This window comes from Flavobacterium circumlabens, from assembly GCF_004345565.1.
GTDB lineage: Bacteria > Bacteroidota > Bacteroidia > Flavobacteriales > Flavobacteriaceae > Flavobacterium > Flavobacterium circumlabens.
This window is the reverse complement of the sequence record NZ_SLWA01000012.1, coordinates 139,082-160,687: the sequence shown is the minus strand read 5'-3', so window position 1 is coordinate 160,687 and position 21,606 is coordinate 139,082. Positions and strand designations below refer to the sequence as shown.

Sequence of the window (21,606 nt, the reverse complement as noted above, 5' to 3'; positions counted from 1 at the left end):
AGCGATATCCTTTTGCGGGGAACGTAAATCTCTTAAAGTCCCCCAAACCAATCCCGCAAAAGATTTAGTGAAGAGCCCGGCCCACAGGGAAACGCTCATAAACAATAAATGAGGATATGATGGAGATGCATTCTGTTAAATTATAATCAATTTTAGGTTTTAAATTATAGTGGGTTAGCCTATCTAAATGTGAATCTGTATTTTTGTAGTAAATATTATAATTTACATATGAAAAAAAGTATTGTATTGTTGACATTATTTGTTATCTCAAATTTAAGTGCTCAACAGCGCCCGAAGCTGGTAGTAGGTATTGTAGTAGATCAAATGAAAATGGAATATTTATATCGATTTTCTGATGATTTTTCTCCAAATGGATTTAAGCGACTGATGAATAATGGATATACTTTTCAAAATATGCATTATAATTATATGCCAACCTATACTGCTCCGGGACACGCTTCTATTTATACAGGCACTACTCCTGCAATACACGGTATTGTTGGGAACGAATGGTTTAGCAGAACACTTGGTAAAGAAATGTATTGTACAGATGATGCATCTGTTAAAATTCTTGGTGACGGTACAATTGAAGAGGGAGCTATGTCTCCTAAAAACCTGCAAGCTACTACTATTACTGACGAAGTAAGAATGGCTACCAATTTTACCGGAAAGGTTATTGGTATTAGTTTAAAAGATCGTGGTGCCATTTTACCTGCAGGGCATTTTGCAAATTGGGCTTTTTGGTATAGTAAAACGGGTTCTTTTATTTCCAGTACTTTTTATGGTGATAAACTACCTGATTGGGTTACTCAATTTAATAATGAGAAGCACTATTTGTCTTATATTAATAAAGGGTGGGATTTATTTAAACCAGCAGGGACATATAACGAGAGTTTACCGGATAATAATCCGTATGAAGGAAAATTATACGGCAGTGCAGCGCCGGTTTTTCCATATGATTTGAAAAAAATGTATGAAAAAAACGATGCCGGTATTTTAAGAGCTACTCCTTATGGGAACGATTTATTGGCAGAGTTCGCTATGAAAGCAATTGAAAGCGAAGGTCTGGGTAAGGATAACGTTACCGATTTCCTGACCGTAAGTTTTTCTTCTACAGATTATGTAGGTCACTTACTAGGACCTCGTTCTATGGAACTTCAGGATACGTATTTGAGATTGGATCAGACTATCGCTGACTTTTTAAATTATCTTGATAAAACTGTTGGAAAAGATAATTACTTACTTTTCCTGACCGCAGATCACGCTGGTGCTGAAAACGTAATCTATTTAAAAGATCATAAATACAATGTTGATAATTATCCTTCAAAAGACGTCAAGAAAAGCATGCAGGATTTTTCAACTTTAACTTTCGGAGTAGATTTAATTTCCAATTATTCTAATTTTAATGTATTCTTCAATAAACAGCTTATTAAAGAAAAAGGATTAGATCTGATAAATGTTAAAAAGGCTTTTAAAGAATTTTTAATTGCACAGCCACAGGTTAAAAAAGTCTATACAGAAGAGGAAATAATGGCTAATTCCGGAAATGATTATTATTTAAACTTTGTTGCAAAAGGTTATGATGTAACTCAAAATGGAGATTTAGTTATTATTGACAAACCTGGAGACATCGAATATTCAACTACAGGAACATCGCACGGAACACCTTATAGCTATGACACCCATGTTCCCGCAATTTTTTACGGATGGCATATCAAAAAGGGAGAATCTTACGATAAAAAAGCGATCACTGAAATTGCACCAACAATTGCTCAAAAAATAAAGGTTGCTTTTCCTAATGGTACTGAAGCTAAAGTACTGCAGGAAATTTTAAATGAAAAAGAAATAATTCCTGCTAAAAAATAGTAAAGCGGTTTTACTAAATAATTTTACTGTAATATAAAAAAGGCTTTTCAATTAAGAAAAGCCTTTTAAATTCAGTGTTTTAGTAAGCACTTATTTAATGTCAGCACTATGCGTTTGCTAACACTAATTCTTCGTTAAAAGGAAGATTCCAAGCTTCTGCAACTCCTTTGTAAAGGATTTTTCCATTAGCAACATTTAATCCTTTTTTCAATTCTTCATTTTCAGCACAAGCTTTTTCCCATCCTTTGTTTGCTAATTGCAATGCGTATGGTAAAGTTGCATTTGTCAAAGCTAAAGTAGATGTATAAGGAACAGCTCCTGGCATATTAGCTACACAGTAGTGAACAATATCATCAATAATAAAAGTAGGGTTCTCGTGAGTTGTCGGGGTACAAGTCTCTATACAACCACCCTGATCTACTGCTACGTCAACAACAACAGTTCCCGGACGCATTAATTTTAGCATATCACGAGTAATTAAGTGAGGCGCTTTTGCTCCTGGGATTAACACAGCACCAACAATCAAATCTGCATCTGCAATTGCTCTGGTGATGTTATAATGATTAGACATTTCTGTACTTACATTCGCTGGCATAATATCATCTAGCTGACGTAAACGTGGCAAACTCAAATCCATAATAGTAACCTGAGCTCCAAGACCAGCAGCCATTTTAGCTGCTTGCGTTCCAACGATTCCGCCACCTAATACTAAAACTTTTGCCGGTGGAACACCCGGAACACCACCTAAAAGAATTCCTCTTCCTTTTAATGGTTTTTCAAGGTATTTAGCTCCTTGCTGAATAGCCATACGACCTGCAACTTCAGACATTGGAACTAATAAAGGTAAACTACGGTCTGCTTTTTCTACAGTTTCATAAGCTAAACACACTGCGCCTTTTTCCAACATGGCATGAGTCAATTCTTCAGAGGAAGCAAAGTGAAAATAGGTGAAAAGTAATTGATCTTTTTTGATTAATGGATATTCAGAAGCAATTGGTTCTTTTACTTTAATGATCATTTCAGCAATAGCATATACTTCTTCGATAGTTGCCAAAACTGTTGCACCTGCCTCTTCATATTCTTTATCAGCAAAACCACTACCTAAACCTGCAGTTGCCTGAACGTAAACTACATGACCGTGTTTTTTCATTTCAGAAACACCGGCTGGAGTTACTGCTACACGATTTTCGTTATTCTTAATTTCTTTTGGAACACCTATTATCATATTGTTATATTTTTTTGTTTTGTGAAATTGTTTTTTACAAATTTACAGTTAGAGAATATATTATTGATAATTCGCTGATAAATAAGAAAATATTATTTTATTTAGTATTTTTACAGAAAATTTTTCTTTTTGAAAGCGCTATTGTCTTCGGAAAGAGAAAAAATGACTTTTTTTCAATCAAAATTTAAAACGTTTTCGTTATGGCTTTAGATGAAACTGACAAAAAAATCCTACGTCTTTTACAGGAAGATGCGCACTACACCTTAAAAGACATTGCAAACAAGATCAATTTATCGTTAACACCGGTTCATGATCGCGTGAAACGTCTTGAAAAAGAGGGAGTTATTGAGAAATATGTATCGATTTTAAACAAGAAAAAATTAGGAAATAATCTCACTGTTTATTGTCAGGTTACCTTAACCAAACAAACCTATGATACTTCTGAAGGTTTTAATCAGTCGATTTTGAATTTGCCTGAAGTGGTAGAATGCAATTATGTTTCCGGGAACTTTGATTATATGCTTAAAATTATTATTCCGGATATGGAAAGCTATCATCATTTTCATCAGAAAAAATTATCTGTTTTACCTGAAGTTTCTCTGATAAATACTGTTTTTGTTATTTCTGAAGTTAAAAGCACGACCGTTTTACCCATCTGATGAAAACAAAAAACCACCAGAATATCTGATGGTTTTAAGCAATAATTGGTTTTGGTTTATATTAATAGTAAGTGAAACGTCTTACTTTGGCAATATATTTGGCTAAACGAATCACCTGGTGACTGTAGCCATATTCATTGTCGTACCAAATATATAACACTATGCTTTTTCCGTCTTTAGAGACAATTGTAGCATTACTGTCATAGATAGATGGTGCTGAAGTCCCAACAATATCAGATGAAACTAATTCGTTGTTTAGGGAATATTTAATCTGCTCTACCAATTCTCCTTCCAGAGCATATTTTTTCATTATTTTATTAATCGCGGCAATACTTGTTCCTTTTTTAACTTCTAAATTCAGAACTACCAACGAACCGTTTGGTACTGGAACTCGTATCGCATTAGACGTTAATTTTCCTTCCAGCGATGGTAATGCTTTTGCTACCGCACTTCCTGCACCAGTTTCTGTAATGACCATATTTAAGGCTGCAGCCCTTCCACGACGGTATTTTTTGTGCATATTATCCACTAAATTCTGATCATTGGTATACGCATGAATGGTTTCTAAATGACCTTTTACAACTCCAAGAGTATCTTCAATAGCTTTTAAAACCGGCGTGATCGCATTTGTAGTGCAAGATGCTGCAGAAAAAATATCGATTTCATCAGGATTGTAATCGTTATGATTTACACCATGAACAATATTAGGGACTCCTTTTCCGGGAGCAGTCAGTAAAACTTTACTAACACCATTTGACGTTAAGTGTCTTTTTAAAGCGGCTTCTGTCGTAAAAACTCCTGTGTTGTCAATAACCAATGCGTCATTGATTCCATATTGTGTGTAATCTATTTCTTCCGGTGAATTTGCGGTAATCATATGAACTGTAGTTCCATTGATGATCAAGGCATTATTTTTGGGATCTGTAGTTACAGAACCCTGAAAGTCTCCGTGAATGGAATCATAACGTAATAAAGAAGCTCTTTTCTCTAAACTATTAGCGTCGTTGGTATCGCGGGTTACAATTGCTCTCAGACGTAATTGATTTCCCTTTCCGGTTTTTGACATTAGCTCTCGTGCTAATAATCGACCTATTCTTCCAAAGCCATACAGAACTACGTCTTTTGGTTGTATTTCCTCTGATGATTTTGCTTTTTTTAATTTGTCCAGAACAAAATATCTGGCATCCGGATATTTTTCATCTTCTAAACGGTACTCGTACGTTAATTTCCCCAAATCTAATTTTGCAGGAGGAAGATCTAATGATAAAATGACCTGAGCTATTTCGACAGAATCAAAAATGGTGATGGGTTTGCCGACAAATTCACCTGCATACTGATGCAAGTTGATAATGTCGCTGACATTTTTATCCAATAATTGATTTTTGAATAAAACCATTTCGATGGATTTGTCATACCATAAATCACTTATGATTTTAATTAATTCGACACCAGCTCTCCTTCGGTCGACTTGAAGTGATACTTCTTTTTGGTACAAAGTTTTTTTGCTCATAATTGAAAATTTGAAAAAATATATAGAGTCCTATTTTAAAATTTTGCGCAAAAGTATCCATTTCAATCGATTTCGTGAACTATTTTAGCATTTATTTTTGAAAATAAAAAAGCCACCTTATTTTTTAAGATGGCTTTTTAGGAGGTGATTTTTGATTCGTTTTCAGTCACAATCTCCGTTTTTAGTCTAAAAAACAAACTGTATACTGTCACTGAAAACTGCGACTATAAATCAAATAATAATTCTAAGGATTTCTCCTCCTTTATTGATCATTTCAATACGTACACTTTGTCCTTCGTCTTTTTGTTTCAAAAGTTTCGAAACAGTTTCAACATTTGTCGCTTTTACATTATCAATACTTAAAATAATATTGCCTTGTAACTCATTTTGATACTGCATCAGATTTTCATTTGTAATACTTCTGATTTTTACTCCATAATCAATTCGGAATTTCTTTTTATCAGCAGCATCAATATTTTCTAATTCGATTCCTTTAAACTCGGTACTGTAAAATTCATTTTTACTTAAAGTTACAGGAACAGTTTTCGTTTTTCCGTCTTTAATATAGGTTACACTTACGACATCATTTGGACGTTTTGTATTGATATATCCTGAAAGATCTGCATAAGTTGAAATATTTTGTTCATCCAGTTTTATAATAATATCTCCTGCTCCAAGTCCTGCTTTTTCAGCTCCTGAATTTTTGGTGACTTTTTTAACATAGAAACCTTGTGTCTGAGTAATTCCCAATTCTTTTGAGGCTGTACTATTTAATTCTCCTCCTTCAACACCTAAAATTCCTCTTTGAACATTTCCGAATTCCATAAGATCCTCGATAATTTTTCTGGCAATATTAGAGGGAACAGCAAAAGAGTATCCAACATAGGAGCCGGTCATTGAAGAAATCATAGTATTAATACCAATTAATTCCCCTCTGGTATTGACCAATGCACCACCGCTGTTTCCAGGGTTTACGGCGGCATCAGTCTGTATAAAGGACTGAATTCCGTTGGTGTCTAAATTTCTGGCTTTCGCCGAAACGATACCGGCTGTTACCGTTGAAGTCAGATTATATGGATTTCCGACTGCCAAAACCCATTCGCCGATTTTTACAGCATCTGAATTTGCAAAAGCGGTATACGGAAGTTTTTCATCAGCATTAATTTTTAATAATGCGATATCCATTTTAGAATCAGTACCTATAAGTTTGGCAGTGTACGATTTTTTATTGTTTAAGGTAATTTCAATTTCTGATGCATCTTTAATTACGTGATTGTTGGTTACAATGTATCCGTCTTCAGAAATAATAACACCGGAACCTGTTCCTACTTGTTCTTGTTGCTGCTGTCCTCCATAACCATAGAAAAATTCCATCATCGGATTACTGACGGTTCGTCGGGAGACATTTTTTACGTGCACGACGGTATGAATTGTTTTGTCCGCTGCAGCTGTAAAATCGACAGTTTCAGCAGACAGCGCCACATTTCTGCCGTATGAATCCGGAGCAATGGTTACAACAGAATTTCCTTTTCCAAAAAAAGAATTGTTGCTTTCAAATAATAACTTGTAAGCGCCAAGAGTAATAGCGCCGCTTAACAATGACACTAAAAATAAGGCTGAAAATCTTTTCATAATTAGAATTTATGTTTAAGTTATTTAACGTAAAATTAATTGAAAAAATTATATTGAAAAATGGTTTAACGCTCTTTAACAATGATTAACATTTCATTAATTAATAGTTTGTACTTTTGTACTTCTTAACAGAATAAAAATGCAAATAGAATTCTATAAATATCAGGGTACAGGCAATGATTTTGTGATGATTGACAATCGTTCGGAATTTTTTCCTAAAGACAATATTAAACTAATTGAGCGTTTGTGTGACAGACGATTTGGAATTGGTGCAGACGGACTTATTTTACTTGAAAATGACACTGAAACCGATTTTAGGATGGTATATTATAATTCAGATGGAAACCAAAGTTCCATGTGTGGAAATGGTGGCCGCTGTCTGGTCGCTTTTGCCAATCAGGTAGGTGTTATTGAAAATAGCGCCACTTTTATTGCCACTGATGGTTTACATCATGCTTCAGTAGGGGATGATGCGATTATTTCATTGCAAATGATTGATGTTGATCAAATTCAGAAGAATGATTCTTATACTTTTTTAAATACAGGTTCTCCACATCACGTACAAATTGTAGACGACTTAGAGCACTATAATGTAAAAGAAAACGGAGCAGCACTTCGTTATGGCGAATTGTATGGCGAGAAAGGAAGTAATATCAATTTTGTAAAAAAAGTGGATGAAGAAACTTTTTCACTTCGTACTTACGAAAGAGGTGTTGAAGACGAAACCCTGGCTTGTGGTACCGGCGCTACAGCTGTTGCAATTGCCATGAATGCCACTGGTCAGACAGATAAAACGTCAATCAACCTGAATGTGGAAGGAGGGAAACTGGTGGTTTCTTTTGATAAAATCGGCGAACATTTTACAAATGTTTTCCTGACCGGACCCGCAAAATTTGTATTTAAAGGAATTATCGAAATCTAAATCAGGACCTAAATGATAACTCTTAAAGGAGATTCCGTTTATTTACGTGCATTAGAACCTAATGACCTGGAGTTTGTCTATGCCATGGAAAACGATCAGAGTATTTGGGAAGTAAGTAATACACAAACACCTTACAGCAGATTTTTGGTGCGTCAATATCTTGAAAATGCGCATCAGGATATTTATGAAGCCAAACAATTGCGACTGGCGATCTGCCAGGATGAAGATTTTCCGGCTATCGGATTAATCGATTTATTTGAATTTGATCCGAAAAATAACAGGGCCGGAATTGGAATTGTCATTCAGAATAAAGACAACAGAAATCAAAAGGTTGGTTCTGAGGCGCTAGGGTTATTAATTAAATACGCATTTCATCATTTAAACCTGCATCAATTATATGCAAATATTAATGTAGGAAATGTAGCTAGTATAGCACTTTTTACTAAATTTGGCTTTAAGGAAATAGGAATTAAAAAAGATTGGATTTTGCAAAACAACCAGTATCAGGACGAAGCAATTTTTCAATTAATCAATAAACAACTTTAAAATTTTAGCTTTGACTATAAAAAAAGTAATCACGTTAACTGCCGTAGCCGTAATTTCAGTTTTAATGATTTACGGATTCATTCTAATTAGTAGAATTTTTAGTTCCAATACTAAATTCGAAGAAAAAGAAGTATATGTATATGTTCCGACCGGAGCTAATTATACGGATGTAAAAAAAATAGTAGCGCCCTACATTAAAAATTTCGACAATTTTGAAATGGTGGCCAATAAAAGAAGCTATCCCGAAAACGTAAAATCAGGCCGTTTTTTACTTAAAAAAGATATGAATAATATTGATTTGGTAAGAGCGATGCGTTCTAATGTTCCCGTAAAATTAGCTTTTAACAATCAGGAACGTTTAGAAAATTTTGCAGGACGAGTGGGTTCTGAAATCGAAGCAGACAGTTTGTCACTCATGAAAGCCATTAAGGATTCTACTTTCTTAAAAGAAAATGGTTTTAATGAAGAGAATGTCTTTGCGATGTTTATTCCGAATACCTATGAAATTTACTGGAATACTTCTGCGGAGAAATTCCGTGATAAAATGATTAAGGAATATCATAATTTCTGGACAGACGACAGAATTGCAAAAGCAAAAGCACAAGGTTTAACTCCGGTTCAGGCTACAATTTTAGCTTCTATCGTACATAAAGAATCTGTTAAGAAAGATGAAAGACCTCGTATAGCAGGTGTTTATCTGAACCGTTTGCGTTTGGCAATGCCATTACAGGCCGATCCAACCGTGATTTATGCCTTAAAATTAAAGTCTAATGATTTTGATCAGGTGATTAAAAGGGTTTTCTATAATGATCTGATCATGAAATCTCCTTATAACACTTACGTAAATGTAGGACTTCCTCCGGGACCAATCGCTATGCCTGATATTACAGCTCTTGAAGCCGTTTTAAATCCGGAAAAACACGATTATATTTACTTCTGTGCAAGTGTAGATCGTTTCGGATATCACGAATTTGCTTCCACTTACGAACAACATACTATAAACGCCAAAAAATATTCAGACTGGATTGCCGGTCAGGGAGTAACAAGATAGTTTTGAATTTAAAAAATGCCCCTATTTTATTGATTTTATTTTTATTGAACTTTCAATCCGTGAAAGCTCAGAGTAAAATCGATACCTTTTTAACGCCTTCAGATACTTTAAATTTAAAAAGACAAAATACAGTTATTGTAACTGAAGCTGCCTTAGCTTCAGCTACTTTAATTGGTTTGAATCAGATTTGGTATGCCGATTATCCGCAGTCTAAATTTCATTTTATAAATGATAATGATGAATGGCTGCAAATGGATAAAGTCGGACATTTCTATTCTGCTTATCATTTAGGAAGATTTGGTGCAGAAGCCCTGAACTGGAGCGGTGCCGATTCTAAAAAGCAATTGGTTTACGGTGCTGGTATTGGTTTTGTTTTTTTAGCTGCCGTTGAAGTTTTCGATGGCTATTCCTCTGAATGGGGAGCTTCTCCGGGAGATATTATAGCCAATACAGCAGGAACTGCCCTGTATGTTTCCCAACAATTACTTTGGAAGGAACAACGTATTACGCCTAAGTTTTCTTTTCACACCACTTCCTACGCCAATAGAAGACCGGATGTATTAGGAAGTTCACTAAATGAACAGATATTAAAAGACTACAACGGACAGACCTATTGGCTTTCTGTAAATCTTCATTCTTTTGCCAAAGAATCAAAAATTCCGAAGTGGTTAAATGTAGCTTTTGGATATGGAGCTGAGGGAATGTTATCCGGAAATGTGCAAAATGAAATTCCGATTTCAGTCGAAAATCCAGAAAGATACCGTCAGTTTTTTCTTAGTTTTGATGTCAATTTAGCTAAAATTAACATAAAATCGCATTTTTTGAAAACTATTTTTTCCGTTTTGAACACGATTAAAATTCCTGCCCCAACTTTGGAATACTCCGTCAATAAAGGGCTTAAAGCACATGCCTTATATTTTTAAAAATGCTAAATGACTGATTTTTAGTATAATTACATTTTTTTTTATCTTTGCACTCGTAGAAATTTCAAAAAGGTGACAGCGTTTTGAAGAAAAACAATTTATGATAAAGAAATGGTACTTTTACTCGAGTTTGATTGTTATTATTACATTTTTAAGCCTGGGTTTTAAACCCTTTAATCTAAAAACCAAACCCTGGTTTTTAATCGAAAAAACGGATGGATCCGAATACTTACTTCCATCACAAGAAAAGGATGATTATCCTAATTTAAATTTAAACATCCCATACACCGGAAATCATCTGATCGGGTTCAAAGAAGCAGTCGCTTTTAAAGAATCCCAGGGAAAATACCGGTTAGTAAATTCCTTAGGGTACATGGGCAAATACCAGTTTGGTTCTAAAGCTTTGAGAGCTATTGGTATTCATAATGACAAAGCTTTCCTGAAAGATCCTGCTTTACAAGAAAAAGCTTTTATTGCGTTACTATCCAAAAACAAATGGATTTTACGCAATGAAATTGAAAAGTATGAGGGAAAAGTTATTAATGGTGTTGAAATTACGGAATCCGGAATTTTAGCAGCTGCACATCTTGGAGGCGCAGGTTCAGTAAAAAACTTCTTTAAAAACAGAGGAAACAGGCGTTTCAGAGATGCCTACGGTACTTCGCTAAGAAGTTACATGAAAGCCTTCGGAGGTTACGATCTTTCTTATATTGAAGCAGATAGTAATGCTACAATTAACGATTAATAAAGTGTAAACTTTATAGAAAAACCTGCTGTAAAAAGCAGGTTTTTTTTATGTTTAAATTTTTTAGTCCATTAAAATATCAAGAATCTTGATAGCCGCCTCACTGATTTTGGTTCCAGGGCCAAAAACGGCAACTGCACCGGCATCAAATAGGTACTGATAATCCTGTGCCGGAATTACTCCTCCGACGATCACCATAATATCTTCGCGTCCGTGTTTTTTAAGTTCTTCAATTACTTGAGGAACTAATGTTTTATGTCCTGCGGCGAGCGATGAAACACCTAATATGTGTACGTCATTTTCTACTGCTTGTTTGGCAGCCTCGGCAGGAGTTTGAAATAACGGACCTATATCTACATCAAAACCGACATCGGCATAACCGGTTGCAACCACTTTTGCACCTCTGTCATGTCCGTCTTGTCCCATTTTGGCAATCATAATTCTCGGACGTCTTCCTTCTTGTTTGGCAAAGGCATCAGCTAGTTGTTTTGCCTTTTCAAAAGTTTCATCGTTTTTTATTGCTGCACTATACACACCGCTAAAGGATTTAATTTGTGCTTTGAACCTACCAAAAATACTTTCCAGAGCATCACTTATTTCGCCTAAGGTTGCTCTGTTTCTTGCCGCTTCGACAGCAATTTCCAGTAAGTTGCCCTGTCCGGTTTTAGCACAAAGGATTAATTTTTCCAGTGATTGATTTACTTTTTCAGTATCTCTGCTTGATTTTATTTCTTCAAGGCGTTCTATTTGTTGTTTACGAACCATCTGGTTGTCGACATCCAGAATATGTAACGGATCTTCTTTTTCTAACCTAAACTTATTTACCCCAACAATTATATCCTGACCACTGTCAATTCGGGCCTGTTTTCTGGCGGCAGCTTCTTCGATTCGCAGTTTTGGAATCCCCGCTTCGATCGCTTTTGTCATTCCGCCCAGTTCTTCCACCTCCTGAATGAGTTTCCAGGTACTTTCTGTAATTTCATTGGTAAGGCTTTCCACATAATAACTTCCTGCCCAGGGATCCACCGTTTTAGTGATTTTAGTTTCTTCCTGTAAAAAAATCTGTGTATTACGCGCTATCCTGGCAGAGAAATCAGTTGGTAAAGCAATGGCTTCGTCGAGTGCGTTGGTATGCAAAGACTGCGTTCCGCCAAAAGCTGCTGCGGTAGCTTCAATGCAGGTACGGGCCACATTGTTAAAAGGATCTTGTTCTGTTAAACTCCAGCCACTTGTCTGACAATGTGTTCTTAAGGCTAAAGATTTGTCACTTTTCGGATTAAATTGCTGTATCAGTTTGGCCCAGATCATTCTTCCGGCTCTCATTTTAGCAATTTCCATAAAATGATTCATTCCGATTGCCCAGAAAAAGGATAAGCGTGGTGCAAACTGGTCAATTGTCATTCCGGTAGAAAGACCGGTTCTGATGTATTCTAAACCATCTGCCAAAGTATACGCCAGTTCAATATCGGCTGTCGCACCTGCTTCCTGCATATGATAACCGGAAATAGAAATAGAGTTGAACTTCGGCATTTTTTTGCTCGTAAATTCAAAAATATCGGCTATTATTTTCATGGAAGGCGTTGGCGGATAAATATAGGTATTACGTACCATGAACTCTTTTAAGATGTCATTCTGGATGGTTCCTGAAAGTTTTTCAATGGCGACTCCCTGTTCTTCTGCTGCTACAATGTAAAAGGCCATAATAGGTAAAACAGCACCATTCATAGTCATGGAAACAGACATCTCATCAAGCGGAATCTGATCAAAAAGTACTTTCATGTCTTCAACAGAATCAATAGCTACGCCGGCTTTACCGACATCACCAACCACACGTTCGTGATCGGAATCGTAACCACGATGTGTAGGGAGATCAAAAGCAATTGACAATCCTTTTTGTCCGGCAGCGAGGTTTCGTCTGTAAAAGGCATTACTTTCTTCTGCTGTAGAAAATCCAGCATATTGACGAATGGTCCAGGGACGTCTCACATACATTGTTGCGTAGGGACCACGTAAATTGGGTGCGTAACCCGCTCCGAAATCCAAAAACTCTAAATCCTCGATATCTTTTTCAGAATAGGTTTTTTTGATCTCAATTCCTTCAGCCGTTATAAAGTTGTACGTACCTAATTGATTTTGTGAATCAACGTCTGACTTCTCACTCTTAACTTCTAGCTTTATATGTTTAAGGTCTTTTCTTATCATGGAAATACTCTTTTGAGTAGTTTTACTAATTACTTTGAAAAATGATTATTCTAATTCTAAACGTTCCTGTTCCAGCTTTTCAGCTAATCTTTTTTCTATAATTGGTGTAATTAATGTTTTTCTGGGTTTTATTTTTACGAAAGGAAACAGTTCTAAATCATGTTTCATTTTGTCGTCTTTATTTGGATATTTATTCGTTCCCAGCAAAACTTCTTTTTTTGAATCGAATAATTCCTGCTCTTTATTGGCGCTTTCCTGAATTTTCTTTTTAATGGTTCCGTCGTTTAGAAGCTTCAGAAAACCTCCATCGGCTTCGATATCTTTGAATAGTTTTAAACTTTTCTCCGCCAGCTGCATCGTTAAACTTTCAATATAATAACTTCCGTCGGCAGGATTATTTACCTTGTCAAAATAACTCTCATGCTTTAAAACCAATAGTTGATTTCTGGCAATCCGGTCTCCAAATTCATTGTCTTTGTGGTATAAGGAGTCATAAGGTAAATTGGCAACGGCATCTGCACCGCCCAGAATTGCCGACATGCATTCGGTTGTTGTACGCAGCATATTGACATTGTAATCATAAATCGTTTTGTTGCGTTTTGTCGGGGTAACCAACAAATGACAGTCTAATTCTGGATCGTATTCAGTAGCAATTAATTTAAAAAGCATTCGTAAGGCACGAAGCTTCGCAATTTCAAAGAAATAATTGGTTCCCACGGAAACCTCAAAAACGATTTGTTTCGGAAGAGTAGGTAAACGGTTCAAATATTCATTAGCATGTGCTAAACTGTAAGCGATTTGTTGCGTAATATTAGCACCGGCATTTTGATATAATCCGGAATCGATACTAATTAACGATAGATTTGTAGTTGATTTTGAAATTAAACCAACAGTTTCAAAATTATTTTTGTCTGATGTGGTAAACCAGTTTCCTTCTCGTGCAAAGTGGCCAATCGGATCGAGATTACAATAAAAAGTGCTCTTTTTCTGAATTGAAATAGTATCTAATATTTTTACGAAATCGATTGAAATAAATTTCAAATTAAAGTATACGATCCTGTTTTCCAAAGGAAGATTTTCTAACAATTGCTGAACATCGGTTTTTTCGTTTTCAATGGTAAAACGAAGACTTTCAGCGCCTCTTTCGATAGTATTTAGAGCTCTTTGAATTGATTTTTCAATATCATAAACAAAGATGTTCTGACAGATTTTAAAATCGGCAGCTTTTGTCTGTACTGCAGCTGTTTTCGAGAATTCGTCTCTGTGGTAAAATGGTTTTACCTGAATATCTTCAGGGGAATGCCAGATTACAGTTTCGTTATAATCAGCTCCATCAAGTTCAAACTGAATCTTTTGTTTCCACTGTTTGGATGAAATTGGACTAAAATCGTCGAATAGGGTAGTCGCCATTTGGTGCTTTTTCTGATTATTCTTTAGTATCTTGAATGGTGTCTCCTTCAAATTGAATGATGTATATGTCTTCGCTGTCTTTTTTCATAAAGTACTTTTCGCGGGCATATTTTTCTATCTGTTCCGGATTTTTCAGTTGTTTGATTTGTTCCTGATCTTTTTTAATTTCCTCCTGATAGTATTTTTTATTGTCTTCGAGTCCGTTGATCTGATTGTCTAAAAAGCGATGATCAAAATAGGAATAGTTGTCTAAAAATAACATCCAAACGACAAAAAACAGTAATACCCAAACATATTTATTGCCCAGGAATCTGAACCAGGATTTGCCTTTATACGGATTTGTTAATTTAATTTTCACTTTAAACGATGATTTCTTTATGGTTTGACTGGTCTTTTAGCCCCGATAGAGCCGATATCCTTTTGCCACTGTGGACCTAAAAAGATAAAGGCGAAAGCGGATCCCGATAGCTATCGGGATTATGGAATAAATTTACAATAAAAATTATGAAATTCTCTGATTTATTACTGCCCGGACTACATCAATGGCAACGGTATTGTATTTGTCATTTGGTATAATGATGTCTGCAAAACCTTTTGATGGCTCTATAAATTGCTCATGCATAGGTTTTAAGGTGTTCTGGTAACGTGTCAGAACTTCATCTATATCACGTCCTCGTTCTGAAATATCACGTTTCAAACGACGGATTAATCTTTCATCAGAATCAGCGTGAACGAATATTTTAATATCAAAAAGATCGCGAAGTTCCGGATTTGTTAAAATTAAAATCCCTTCAACAATCATTACTTTTCTGGGATGTGTAGAAACGGTATCATCGGTTCTGTTGTGTTGTATAAAGGAATATACGGGCTGATCAATTGTTTCTCCGGCTTTTAGCGCTTTTAAATGTTTTACCAATAAGTCAAAATCTATAGCACGCGGATGATCAAAATTAATTAATGCTCTTTCGTCAAATGATAGATTAGTGGTTTCCTTATAGTACGAATCCTGTGAAATCACACCCACTTCTGTGTCCGGTAATTCGTTCATGATTTGGTGTACTACTGTTGTTTTTCCACTTCCTGTTCCTCCTGCAAGTCCAATAATGAGCATAAATTTGTTGTTATATATTTGTTTGGCAAAAATAATAATTTAAGTGGATTGATAATGGAATCCAAACTTTAAAATTGTATTTGCAGTAAGAAGTTTAATGGAAAAAGAAAATTAATAGTTCAAATTGCGAATTATTTAAACCATATGGATCGTTTTGCTGTCATATAAGTGTAATATAAGATAATATAAGTTACTGCATATTTACACCCGCTTAATCTTAAATGAACTTACATAACTTATATGGTAAAAAAATAAAAAAAAATCCCGACAGCAATGCCGTCGGGATTTAGTGCAATCAGTATAGTTTTTTGAAAATATTCTGAATTTAGTAAGCACATTATTTATTTACTTATTCTTTTTTGCTTTTATCATCATTTCAAGCTGATCCCAAAGTTCTTCGGGAATTGCTTCCAATAAATTGAATTGTCCTGCGCCTTTCAGCCATTCACCACCGTCAATTGTAATCACGTCACCGTTTACATAAGCAGAAAAATCAGAAACGAGATAAGCAGCCAGATTGGCCAGCTCCTGATGATCACCTACACGTTTCAATGGCACTTTTTTGGCCATATCGAATTTTTCAGCTAAATCTCCGGGCAACAATCTGTCCCATGCACCTTTTGTCGGGAATGGCCCCGGAGCAATAGCGTTAGAACGGATTCCGTATTTTGCCCATTCTACAGCAAGACTTCTTGTCATGGCCAAAACTCCAGCTTTTGCAGTGGCACTTGGTACTACGTATGCAGAACCGGTCCAGGCATAAGTGGTAACAATATTCAGAATAGTAGCTGATGTCTGTTTGGTGTCGATCCAGTGTTTACCAAAAGCGAGTGTACAGTTTTTAGAACCTTTAAGTACGATATCTATAACAGTATCAAATGCATTTGCAGATAATCGCTCTGTTGGTGAAATGAAATTTCCGGCTGCATTGTTCAAAAGAACATCTACTTTACCAAAAGTTTTCAAAACTTCCTGAAGCATGTTTTCTACTTCTTCATAATGACGGACGTCACATTGAACCGGTAAACATTTCCCGCCAGTTTCACTTTCCAGCTCAGCAGCAGTAGTTTTTAGCTTCTCTAAATCCCTGGAAGTAATCGCTACCTGAGCTCCTAATTCTAAGAAATATTTAGTCATTGCTTTCCCTAAACCACTTCCGCCGCCTGTAACGACAATGACTTTACCCTTTAAAGCGTCATCTCTTAACATTTTATCTGTATAGCTCATATTTTTTTTCTTTTTATTACAATATTAAATAAATAAATAGGATGCACGCATAATAATGTTATAAAATTTTGATAAACTTTATATATTACCTAATTTTTTAGCAGCAGATTCTAGGGTGAAATCGTCTTTGGCAAAGCAAAAACGGATCAATTTCTGATCTTTATGGTCGGAGTAAAAAGTAGAAATGGGAATCGCAGCAACACCATGATCGGTGATTAGTTTTTTACAGAACGTCACATCGTCTTCATTTGAAATATTCGCATAAGAAGCCACCTGAAAATAAGTTCCTTCACATGGTTTCAATTCGAATCGGCTGTTTTGAAGCAGTTTTTGAAAGTAATTCCGTTTTTCCTGATAGAATTTTCCCAGCAGGTTTACATCAACAATCTCTAAATACTGGCTGATGGCAGCCTGCGAAATACTGTTGACACTAAAAACCAAAAACTGATGTACTTTTTTGATTTCTTTCATCAGATATTCCGGGGCAACAGTGTAACCAATTTTCCAGCCTGTAATGTGAAATGATTTTCCAAAAGAAGAAACCATGATACAGCGATCCAAAAGGAAATCTTGGGTATGTGCTGAAATATGTTTTTCTTCGAAAGTGATATATTCGTAAACTTCATCTGATAATACCAGAATTTCAGGATATTTTGAAAGTAATTTTTCCAGTTGCATAAAATCAGCTGCTGTCAAAATTTTCCCCGTTGGATTATGCGGATTATTGATGATAATCATTTTTGTTTTTGACGAGCAGGCTTTTTCGATTGTTTCCCAATTGGGCGTATAATCGTCCTTTAAAGCTACCCGAATCGGTTTTGCATTACAAAGAAGAACGGGAGATTCATAGGAATCGTAACTCGGATCTAAAATAATAACTTCATCACCGGTTTTTACTAAAGCCAAAATCGTGGTAAAAATTCCCTGAGTAGCTCCGGCTGTAACCAGAATTTCGGTTTCAGGTTCAATCGTTCTGTTATAAGAATTCTGAACTAATTTTGCAATCTGATGCATCAATGGTGGAAAACCGGCCATTGGTGTGTATTGATGTACATTTTCTGTGGTTAATTTTGCCAGAATAGCTGTTAGCCTTTCATCAACAGGAAAATTAGGAAATCCCTGCGAAAGATTTATGGCATTGTATTCATTTGCCATTTTTGACATGACCGTAAAAATACTGGTACCGACGTTTGGAAGTTTACTCATGGAAAAGTTTGTTGGTTGAAAACTTGTGAGTGAAATAGGAGAGAGGCTTATTTGATAGTGATAGAACCGCCATTTAAAGTTCGGACTTCTTTGCCATTTTGTTTGCCGGGATTCCATTTTGGAGCTAATTTTAAAACGCGAATCGCTTCGTCTCCTGTTTTGAAACCAAGATCCCTTACTATTTTGATGTCACTTAAGGAACCATCTTTTTCGATAATAAAAGTAAAATGGATTTTCCCTCTTAATTGTGGTTTGTCTGCGGGTTTTATAAAATTCTTTTCCAGAAAGTTGGTGAATTCAATACTGCCGCCGGGAAATTCAGGTTTTACATCTATTCCGTTAGTAGCATAAATGAGATTCTCATTTGCTGTAGTATTTGTTGTCTCTACAGCAGGTTTTCCACGTTCTTTTGTCGTTTGTGAAAATGTAAATTGTGCAAAACAAATCAAAATCAGGAATAGCAACTTTTTCATTACAGATGGTTTTAAGTTAGTTTACATTTTATGAATAATAAAAATAGTTGGTCGATTGTGCAAATCAACTTTCAATTTTTTCCAGTCAGAAACTTTCAGGGTTTTGATGAATTCGGTTGGCAATGTTATATCGGTAGCGATACAAAGATGTGTGGCAGGATTTAGAATCTGCAAAATGTCTTCGACCAATTTGTTGTTTCTATACGGTGTTTCAATAAAAAGCTGAGACTGGTTTTTATCCTGGGATAATTTTTCAAAATATTTTAACGCCGATTTTTTCTCGTCTTTGTCAATAGGTAAATAGCCATTGAAAGTAAAACTTTGCCCGTTCATTCCGGAAGCCATCATCGCCAATAAAATAGACGAAGGCCCAACCAGAGGAATTACCTGAATTCCTTTTTCATGTGCAAGTTTAACGATTACTGCTCCGGGATCTGCAACTCCGGGACATCCGGCTTCACTCATTAATCCCATATTTTTCCCTTCTAATAAAGGTTTTATAAAGTCTAAATGCTCGCTTGGTTCAGTACGTTTATTAAGAATAAAAAGAACTAATTCAGATTGTTTCTTTTCGGGATAAACGGCTTTTATTGATTTTCGGGCCGTTTTGTCGTTTTCAGCAATATAATAATCAATAAGTTCGATGCTTCTTTTTACAGTTTGTGGCAAAACATCCATTGGGTCGCTTTCGCCCATTGTGGTTGGAATTAAATATAGTTTTCCCGGAAGTTTCATGTGCGTTTTTTTAAGTGATAAAACGGATTTTGTAAAAATAGAAATTTCTTTTCACGATTTCTTTAGGAAAAAGATGAAAAGAATTAATTAAGGATGTGTTTTGATTAGTTTTTCGGAAATGATTTCGGCAACTTCATCTAACATTTGGTATACAGTATCAAAACCATTTGCTGCTCCAAAATACGGATCCGGTACGTCTACATTTTCATTCGGAAATAATTCGTTTAAAATAAGATGGACTTTATTTTTGTGCTCCGGAGTTTTGGCCAGATGAATAACATCGCGATAATTGGAGTTATCCATAACATAGATATAATCAAATTCTTCAAAGTCAGCAGTTTTAAACTGTCTTCCTTTTTGATTGTCAATGCATAATCCGTTTTTCTGAGCAACTGCAATCGAACGTTTGTCGGGAGCATGACCTATATGCCACGATCCTGTTCCGGCCGAATCAACAATAAATTTACCCTGAGGTAATTTTGATGCTAAAATTCCTTCGGCTAAAGGTGATCTGCAAATATTACCTAAACAAACCATTAAAATTTTTACTGGCATGACTCGCGTTTACAGCGTTAGTTTTTTATTGATGTCTTCGACAAATTTTTTGAATTGTTTGTCTGTAGAAACTAAATTGTCAACTGTCTTACAAGCATGTAATACGGTAGCGTGATCACGGTCTCCAATTTGTGAACCAATGTTTGCTAAAGAAGCCTTAGTGAATTTCTTTGCAAAAAACATCGCCAGTTGTCTTGCCTGAACAACGTGTCTTTTTCTGGTTTTTGACTGAAGTGTTTCAATATCCAACTGAAAATAGTCGGATACGATTTTTTGAATATAATCGATAGAGATTTCTCTCTTTACATTTTTAACAAATTTCTCTACAACGCTTTTAGCCAACTCAATCGTGACTTCTTTTTTATTGAAAGAAGATTGTGCGATTAAGGAAATAATAGCACCTTCAAGTTCTCTAACGTTGGTTTTGATATTACGAGCCACATATTCAATAATATCTTCCGGAATTTCAACACCATCGCGATACAGAATATTTTTTAAGATTGAAATACGAGTTTCATAATCGGGCTGATGCAATTCAGCAGATAATCCCCATTTGAAACGGGATAATAAACGCTGCTCGATATCCTGCATGTCAACAGGAGCTTTGTCAGACGTTAAGATTACCTGTTTTCCGTTTTGATGCAAATAATTGAAAATATGGAAGAAAACATCCTGAGTTCCTGATTTTCCGGATAAAAACTGAACATCATCAATAATTAAAACATCGATCAATTGGTAAAAGTGAATGAAATCATTACGATTATTCTTTTTTACCGAGTCAATATATTGTTGTGTGAAAATTTCAGCAGAAATATATAAAACCGTTTTTTCAGGGTATTTGTCTTTTACTTCAACACCAATTGCATGCGCTAAGTGTGTTTTTCCCAAACCAACTCCACCAAAAATCAATAATGGGTTAAACGAAGTTCCTCCGGGTTTGTTGGCAACTGCCATACCTGCGGAACGTGCTAAACGATTGGAATCTCCTTCAAGGAAATTGTCAAAACTGTAGTTCGCGTTTAATTGTGACTCAATTTTTAAATTTCTGATTCCGGGAATTACAAACGGATTTTTAAGTTCGGGATTTAAGTTTTTAAACGGCGCATCAACCTCTTGTGGTTTCATCGGCACTCTGTTGGCACTAGGCAGCTGTTCGGTAAACGGCTGTTTATTACCATAAGTGTTTTCCATTTTGATTTTATAGAGTAACTTTGCGTTTTTTCCCAGTTCTTTGGTAAGCGCAACTTTCAATAATTTAACGTAGTGCTCTTCTAGCCATTCGTAGAAAAATTTACTTGGTACTTGAATATATAACGCGTTGTCGGTTAGCTCAACTGATTTGATTGGTTCGAACCAAGTTTTATAGGCTTGATCTTGAATATTGTCTTTTATAAAGGACAAACAGTTTTCCCATACCGATTGAGCAGTTTTAGTCATAGATTCAAATAAATTTTTTATTATTGATAAAGATTCTCCTAATAAAAAAGGAGCGATTTTATTCCGAATTTCGGGATAACAAATATGTGAACAAATTTCTGTAAAAAAAAATAATTTGGCCTCTAATTTTATAAAAAAATGTTGTAAGGAGGCTTTTTTAAACTATTTTTT

At 35.4% G+C, this 21,606-nt stretch carries 20 protein-coding genes; 7 read left to right on the top strand and 13 right to left on the bottom strand.

What is annotated here, in order from left to right:
- The first annotated feature begins 228 nt into the window (after positions 1–228).
- The gene (gene pafA, locus EV142_RS22380) at positions 229–1,866 is read left to right on the top strand and encodes an alkaline phosphatase PafA (protein ID WP_132038122.1); all 1,638 of its coding nucleotides are present in this window, start codon (positions 229–231) and stop codon (positions 1,864–1,866) included.
- A gap of 106 nt (positions 1,867–1,972) precedes the next feature.
- Here the strand turns inward: pafA and ald are convergent, their stop codons facing one another.
- Positions 1,973–3,091, bottom strand: a complete 1,119-nt coding sequence (gene ald, locus EV142_RS22375) for an alanine dehydrogenase (RefSeq protein ID WP_132038121.1) — start codon at positions 3,089–3,091, stop codon at positions 1,973–1,975.
- A gap of 200 nt (positions 3,092–3,291) precedes the next feature.
- Here ald and EV142_RS22370 point away from each other — a divergent pair, with 200 nt between their 5' ends.
- The gene (locus EV142_RS22370; RefSeq protein ID WP_127339627.1) at positions 3,292–3,750 is read left to right on the top strand and encodes an Lrp/AsnC family transcriptional regulator; all 459 of its coding nucleotides are present in this window, start codon (positions 3,292–3,294) and stop codon (positions 3,748–3,750) included.
- 61 nt (positions 3,751–3,811) lie between these two features.
- On the opposite strand, the gene EV142_RS22365 is transcribed toward EV142_RS22370, so the two are convergent.
- Both EV142_RS22365 and EV142_RS22360 read right to left on the bottom strand, forming a co-directional pair.
- Complete coding sequence (locus EV142_RS22365) at positions 3,812–5,260, bottom strand: glyceraldehyde-3-phosphate dehydrogenase (RefSeq protein ID WP_132038120.1); 1,449 nt, start codon at positions 5,258–5,260, stop codon at positions 3,812–3,814.
- Between the two features lie 231 nt (positions 5,261–5,491).
- Positions 5,492–6,892 carry a trypsin-like peptidase domain-containing protein gene (locus tag EV142_RS22360; RefSeq protein ID WP_132038119.1) on the bottom strand — a complete coding sequence of 467 codons (1,401 nt, stop codon included), beginning with the start codon at positions 6,890–6,892 and terminating at the stop codon, positions 5,492–5,494.
- A gap of 139 nt (positions 6,893–7,031) precedes the next feature.
- On the opposite strand from EV142_RS22360, the gene dapF reads away from it, so the two are divergent.
- From dapF to EV142_RS22335, 5 genes are all read left to right on the top strand, one after another.
- Positions 7,032–7,814 (top strand): diaminopimelate epimerase, encoded by a 783-nt coding sequence (gene dapF, locus EV142_RS22355; RefSeq protein WP_132038118.1) that lies wholly within the window; start codon positions 7,032–7,034, stop codon positions 7,812–7,814.
- 12 nt (positions 7,815–7,826) lie between these two features.
- Complete coding sequence (locus EV142_RS22350) at positions 7,827–8,360, top strand: GNAT family N-acetyltransferase (RefSeq protein WP_132038117.1); 534 nt, start codon at positions 7,827–7,829, stop codon at positions 8,358–8,360.
- A 10-nt stretch (positions 8,361–8,370) separates the two neighbouring features.
- A complete protein-coding gene (gene mltG, locus EV142_RS22345) occupies positions 8,371–9,411 on the top strand; it encodes an endolytic transglycosylase MltG (RefSeq protein ID WP_132038116.1) in 1,041 nt (346 codons plus the stop codon).
- A 59-nt stretch (positions 9,412–9,470) separates the two neighbouring features.
- On the top strand, positions 9,471–10,334 hold the full coding sequence (locus EV142_RS22340) for a DUF2279 domain-containing protein (RefSeq protein WP_238698782.1): 864 nt from the start codon (positions 9,471–9,473) through the stop codon (positions 10,332–10,334).
- Between the two features lie 100 nt (positions 10,335–10,434).
- Positions 10,435–11,079 carry a peptidoglycan-binding protein LysM gene (locus EV142_RS22335; RefSeq protein WP_132038114.1) on the top strand — a complete coding sequence of 215 codons (645 nt, stop codon included), beginning with the start codon at positions 10,435–10,437 and terminating at the stop codon, positions 11,077–11,079.
- 63 nt (positions 11,080–11,142) lie between these two features.
- On the opposite strand, the gene scpA is transcribed toward EV142_RS22335, so the two are convergent.
- The 10 genes from scpA to dnaA form a co-directional block, all read right to left on the bottom strand.
- Entirely contained in the window at positions 11,143–13,281 is a 2,139-nt protein-coding gene (gene scpA / locus EV142_RS22330; protein ID WP_162304656.1) for a methylmalonyl-CoA mutase, read from the bottom strand.
- Between the two features lie 45 nt (positions 13,282–13,326).
- Positions 13,327–14,691, bottom strand: a complete 1,365-nt coding sequence (locus tag EV142_RS22325) for a methylmalonyl-CoA mutase subunit beta (protein WP_132038113.1) — start codon at positions 14,689–14,691, stop codon at positions 13,327–13,329.
- 16 nt (positions 14,692–14,707) lie between these two features.
- Positions 14,708–15,043 (bottom strand): FtsB family cell division protein, encoded by a 336-nt coding sequence (locus tag EV142_RS22320; RefSeq protein WP_132038129.1) that lies wholly within the window; start codon positions 15,041–15,043, stop codon positions 14,708–14,710.
- 150 nt (positions 15,044–15,193) lie between these two features.
- Positions 15,194–15,802, bottom strand: a complete 609-nt coding sequence (gene udk, locus EV142_RS22315) for a uridine kinase (protein ID WP_132038112.1) — start codon at positions 15,800–15,802, stop codon at positions 15,194–15,196.
- A 345-nt stretch (positions 15,803–16,147) separates the two neighbouring features.
- Positions 16,148–17,029 (bottom strand): SDR family oxidoreductase, encoded by an 882-nt coding sequence (locus EV142_RS22310; protein ID WP_162304655.1) that lies wholly within the window; start codon positions 17,027–17,029, stop codon positions 16,148–16,150.
- A 78-nt stretch (positions 17,030–17,107) separates the two neighbouring features.
- A complete protein-coding gene (locus EV142_RS22305) occupies positions 17,108–18,235 on the bottom strand; it encodes a methionine aminotransferase (RefSeq protein WP_132038111.1) in 1,128 nt (375 codons plus the stop codon).
- A 47-nt stretch (positions 18,236–18,282) separates the two neighbouring features.
- Entirely contained in the window at positions 18,283–18,708 is a 426-nt protein-coding gene (locus tag EV142_RS22300; RefSeq protein ID WP_132038110.1) for an energy transducer TonB, read from the bottom strand.
- Positions 18,709–18,729: 21 nt separating this feature from the next.
- Positions 18,730–19,443: an SAM-dependent methyltransferase gene (locus tag EV142_RS22295; RefSeq protein ID WP_132038109.1), complete on the bottom strand. Its 714-nt coding sequence runs from the start codon at positions 19,441–19,443 to the stop codon at positions 18,730–18,732.
- A gap of 87 nt (positions 19,444–19,530) precedes the next feature.
- Complete coding sequence (locus EV142_RS22290) at positions 19,531–19,998, bottom strand: low molecular weight protein-tyrosine-phosphatase (RefSeq protein WP_132038108.1); 468 nt, start codon at positions 19,996–19,998, stop codon at positions 19,531–19,533.
- Positions 19,999–20,007: 9 nt separating this feature from the next.
- Positions 20,008–21,435, bottom strand: a complete 1,428-nt coding sequence (gene dnaA, locus EV142_RS22285; RefSeq protein WP_042565136.1) for a chromosomal replication initiator protein DnaA — start codon at positions 21,433–21,435, stop codon at positions 20,008–20,010.
- Positions 21,436–21,606: the final 171 nt, after the last annotated feature.

What these genes read in the sequence shown, in the direction of transcription:
- pafA (WP_132038122.1), top strand. Translation starts at nt 229, where the DNA reads ATGAAAAAAAGTATTGTATTGTTGACATTATTTGTTATCTCAAATTTA.
- ald (WP_132038121.1), bottom strand. Translation starts at nt 3,091, where the DNA reads ATGATAATAGGTGTTCCAAAAGAAATTAAGAATAACGAAAATCGTGTA.
- EV142_RS22370 (WP_127339627.1), top strand. Translation starts at nt 3,292, where the DNA reads ATGGCTTTAGATGAAACTGACAAAAAAATCCTACGTCTTTTACAGGAA.
- EV142_RS22365 (WP_132038120.1), bottom strand. Translation starts at nt 5,260, where the DNA reads ATGAGCAAAAAAACTTTGTACCAAAAAGAAGTATCACTTCAAGTCGAC.
- EV142_RS22360 (WP_132038119.1), bottom strand. Translation starts at nt 6,892, where the DNA reads ATGAAAAGATTTTCAGCCTTATTTTTAGTGTCATTGTTAAGCGGCGCT.
- dapF (WP_132038118.1), top strand. Translation starts at nt 7,032, where the DNA reads ATGCAAATAGAATTCTATAAATATCAGGGTACAGGCAATGATTTTGTG.
- EV142_RS22350 (WP_132038117.1), top strand. Translation starts at nt 7,827, where the DNA reads ATGATAACTCTTAAAGGAGATTCCGTTTATTTACGTGCATTAGAACCT.
- EV142_RS22335 (WP_132038114.1), top strand. Translation starts at nt 10,435, where the DNA reads ATGATAAAGAAATGGTACTTTTACTCGAGTTTGATTGTTATTATTACA.
- scpA (WP_162304656.1), bottom strand. Translation starts at nt 13,281, where the DNA reads ATGATAAGAAAAGACCTTAAACATATAAAGCTAGAAGTTAAGAGTGAG.
- EV142_RS22325 (WP_132038113.1), bottom strand. Translation starts at nt 14,691, where the DNA reads ATGGCGACTACCCTATTCGACGATTTTAGTCCAATTTCATCCAAACAG.
- udk (WP_132038112.1), bottom strand. Translation starts at nt 15,802, where the DNA reads ATGCTCATTATTGGACTTGCAGGAGGAACAGGAAGTGGAAAAACAACA.
- EV142_RS22310 (WP_162304655.1), bottom strand. Translation starts at nt 17,029, where the DNA reads ATGAGCTATACAGATAAAATGTTAAGAGATGACGCTTTAAAGGGTAAA.
- EV142_RS22305 (WP_132038111.1), bottom strand. Translation starts at nt 18,235, where the DNA reads ATGAGTAAACTTCCAAACGTCGGTACCAGTATTTTTACGGTCATGTCA.
- EV142_RS22300 (WP_132038110.1), bottom strand. Translation starts at nt 18,708, where the DNA reads ATGAAAAAGTTGCTATTCCTGATTTTGATTTGTTTTGCACAATTTACA.
- EV142_RS22295 (WP_132038109.1), bottom strand. Translation starts at nt 19,443, where the DNA reads ATGAAACTTCCGGGAAAACTATATTTAATTCCAACCACAATGGGCGAA.
- EV142_RS22290 (WP_132038108.1), bottom strand. Translation starts at nt 19,998, where the DNA reads ATGCCAGTAAAAATTTTAATGGTTTGTTTAGGTAATATTTGCAGATCA.
- dnaA (WP_042565136.1), bottom strand. Translation starts at nt 21,435, where the DNA reads ATGACTAAAACTGCTCAATCGGTATGGGAAAACTGTTTGTCCTTTATA.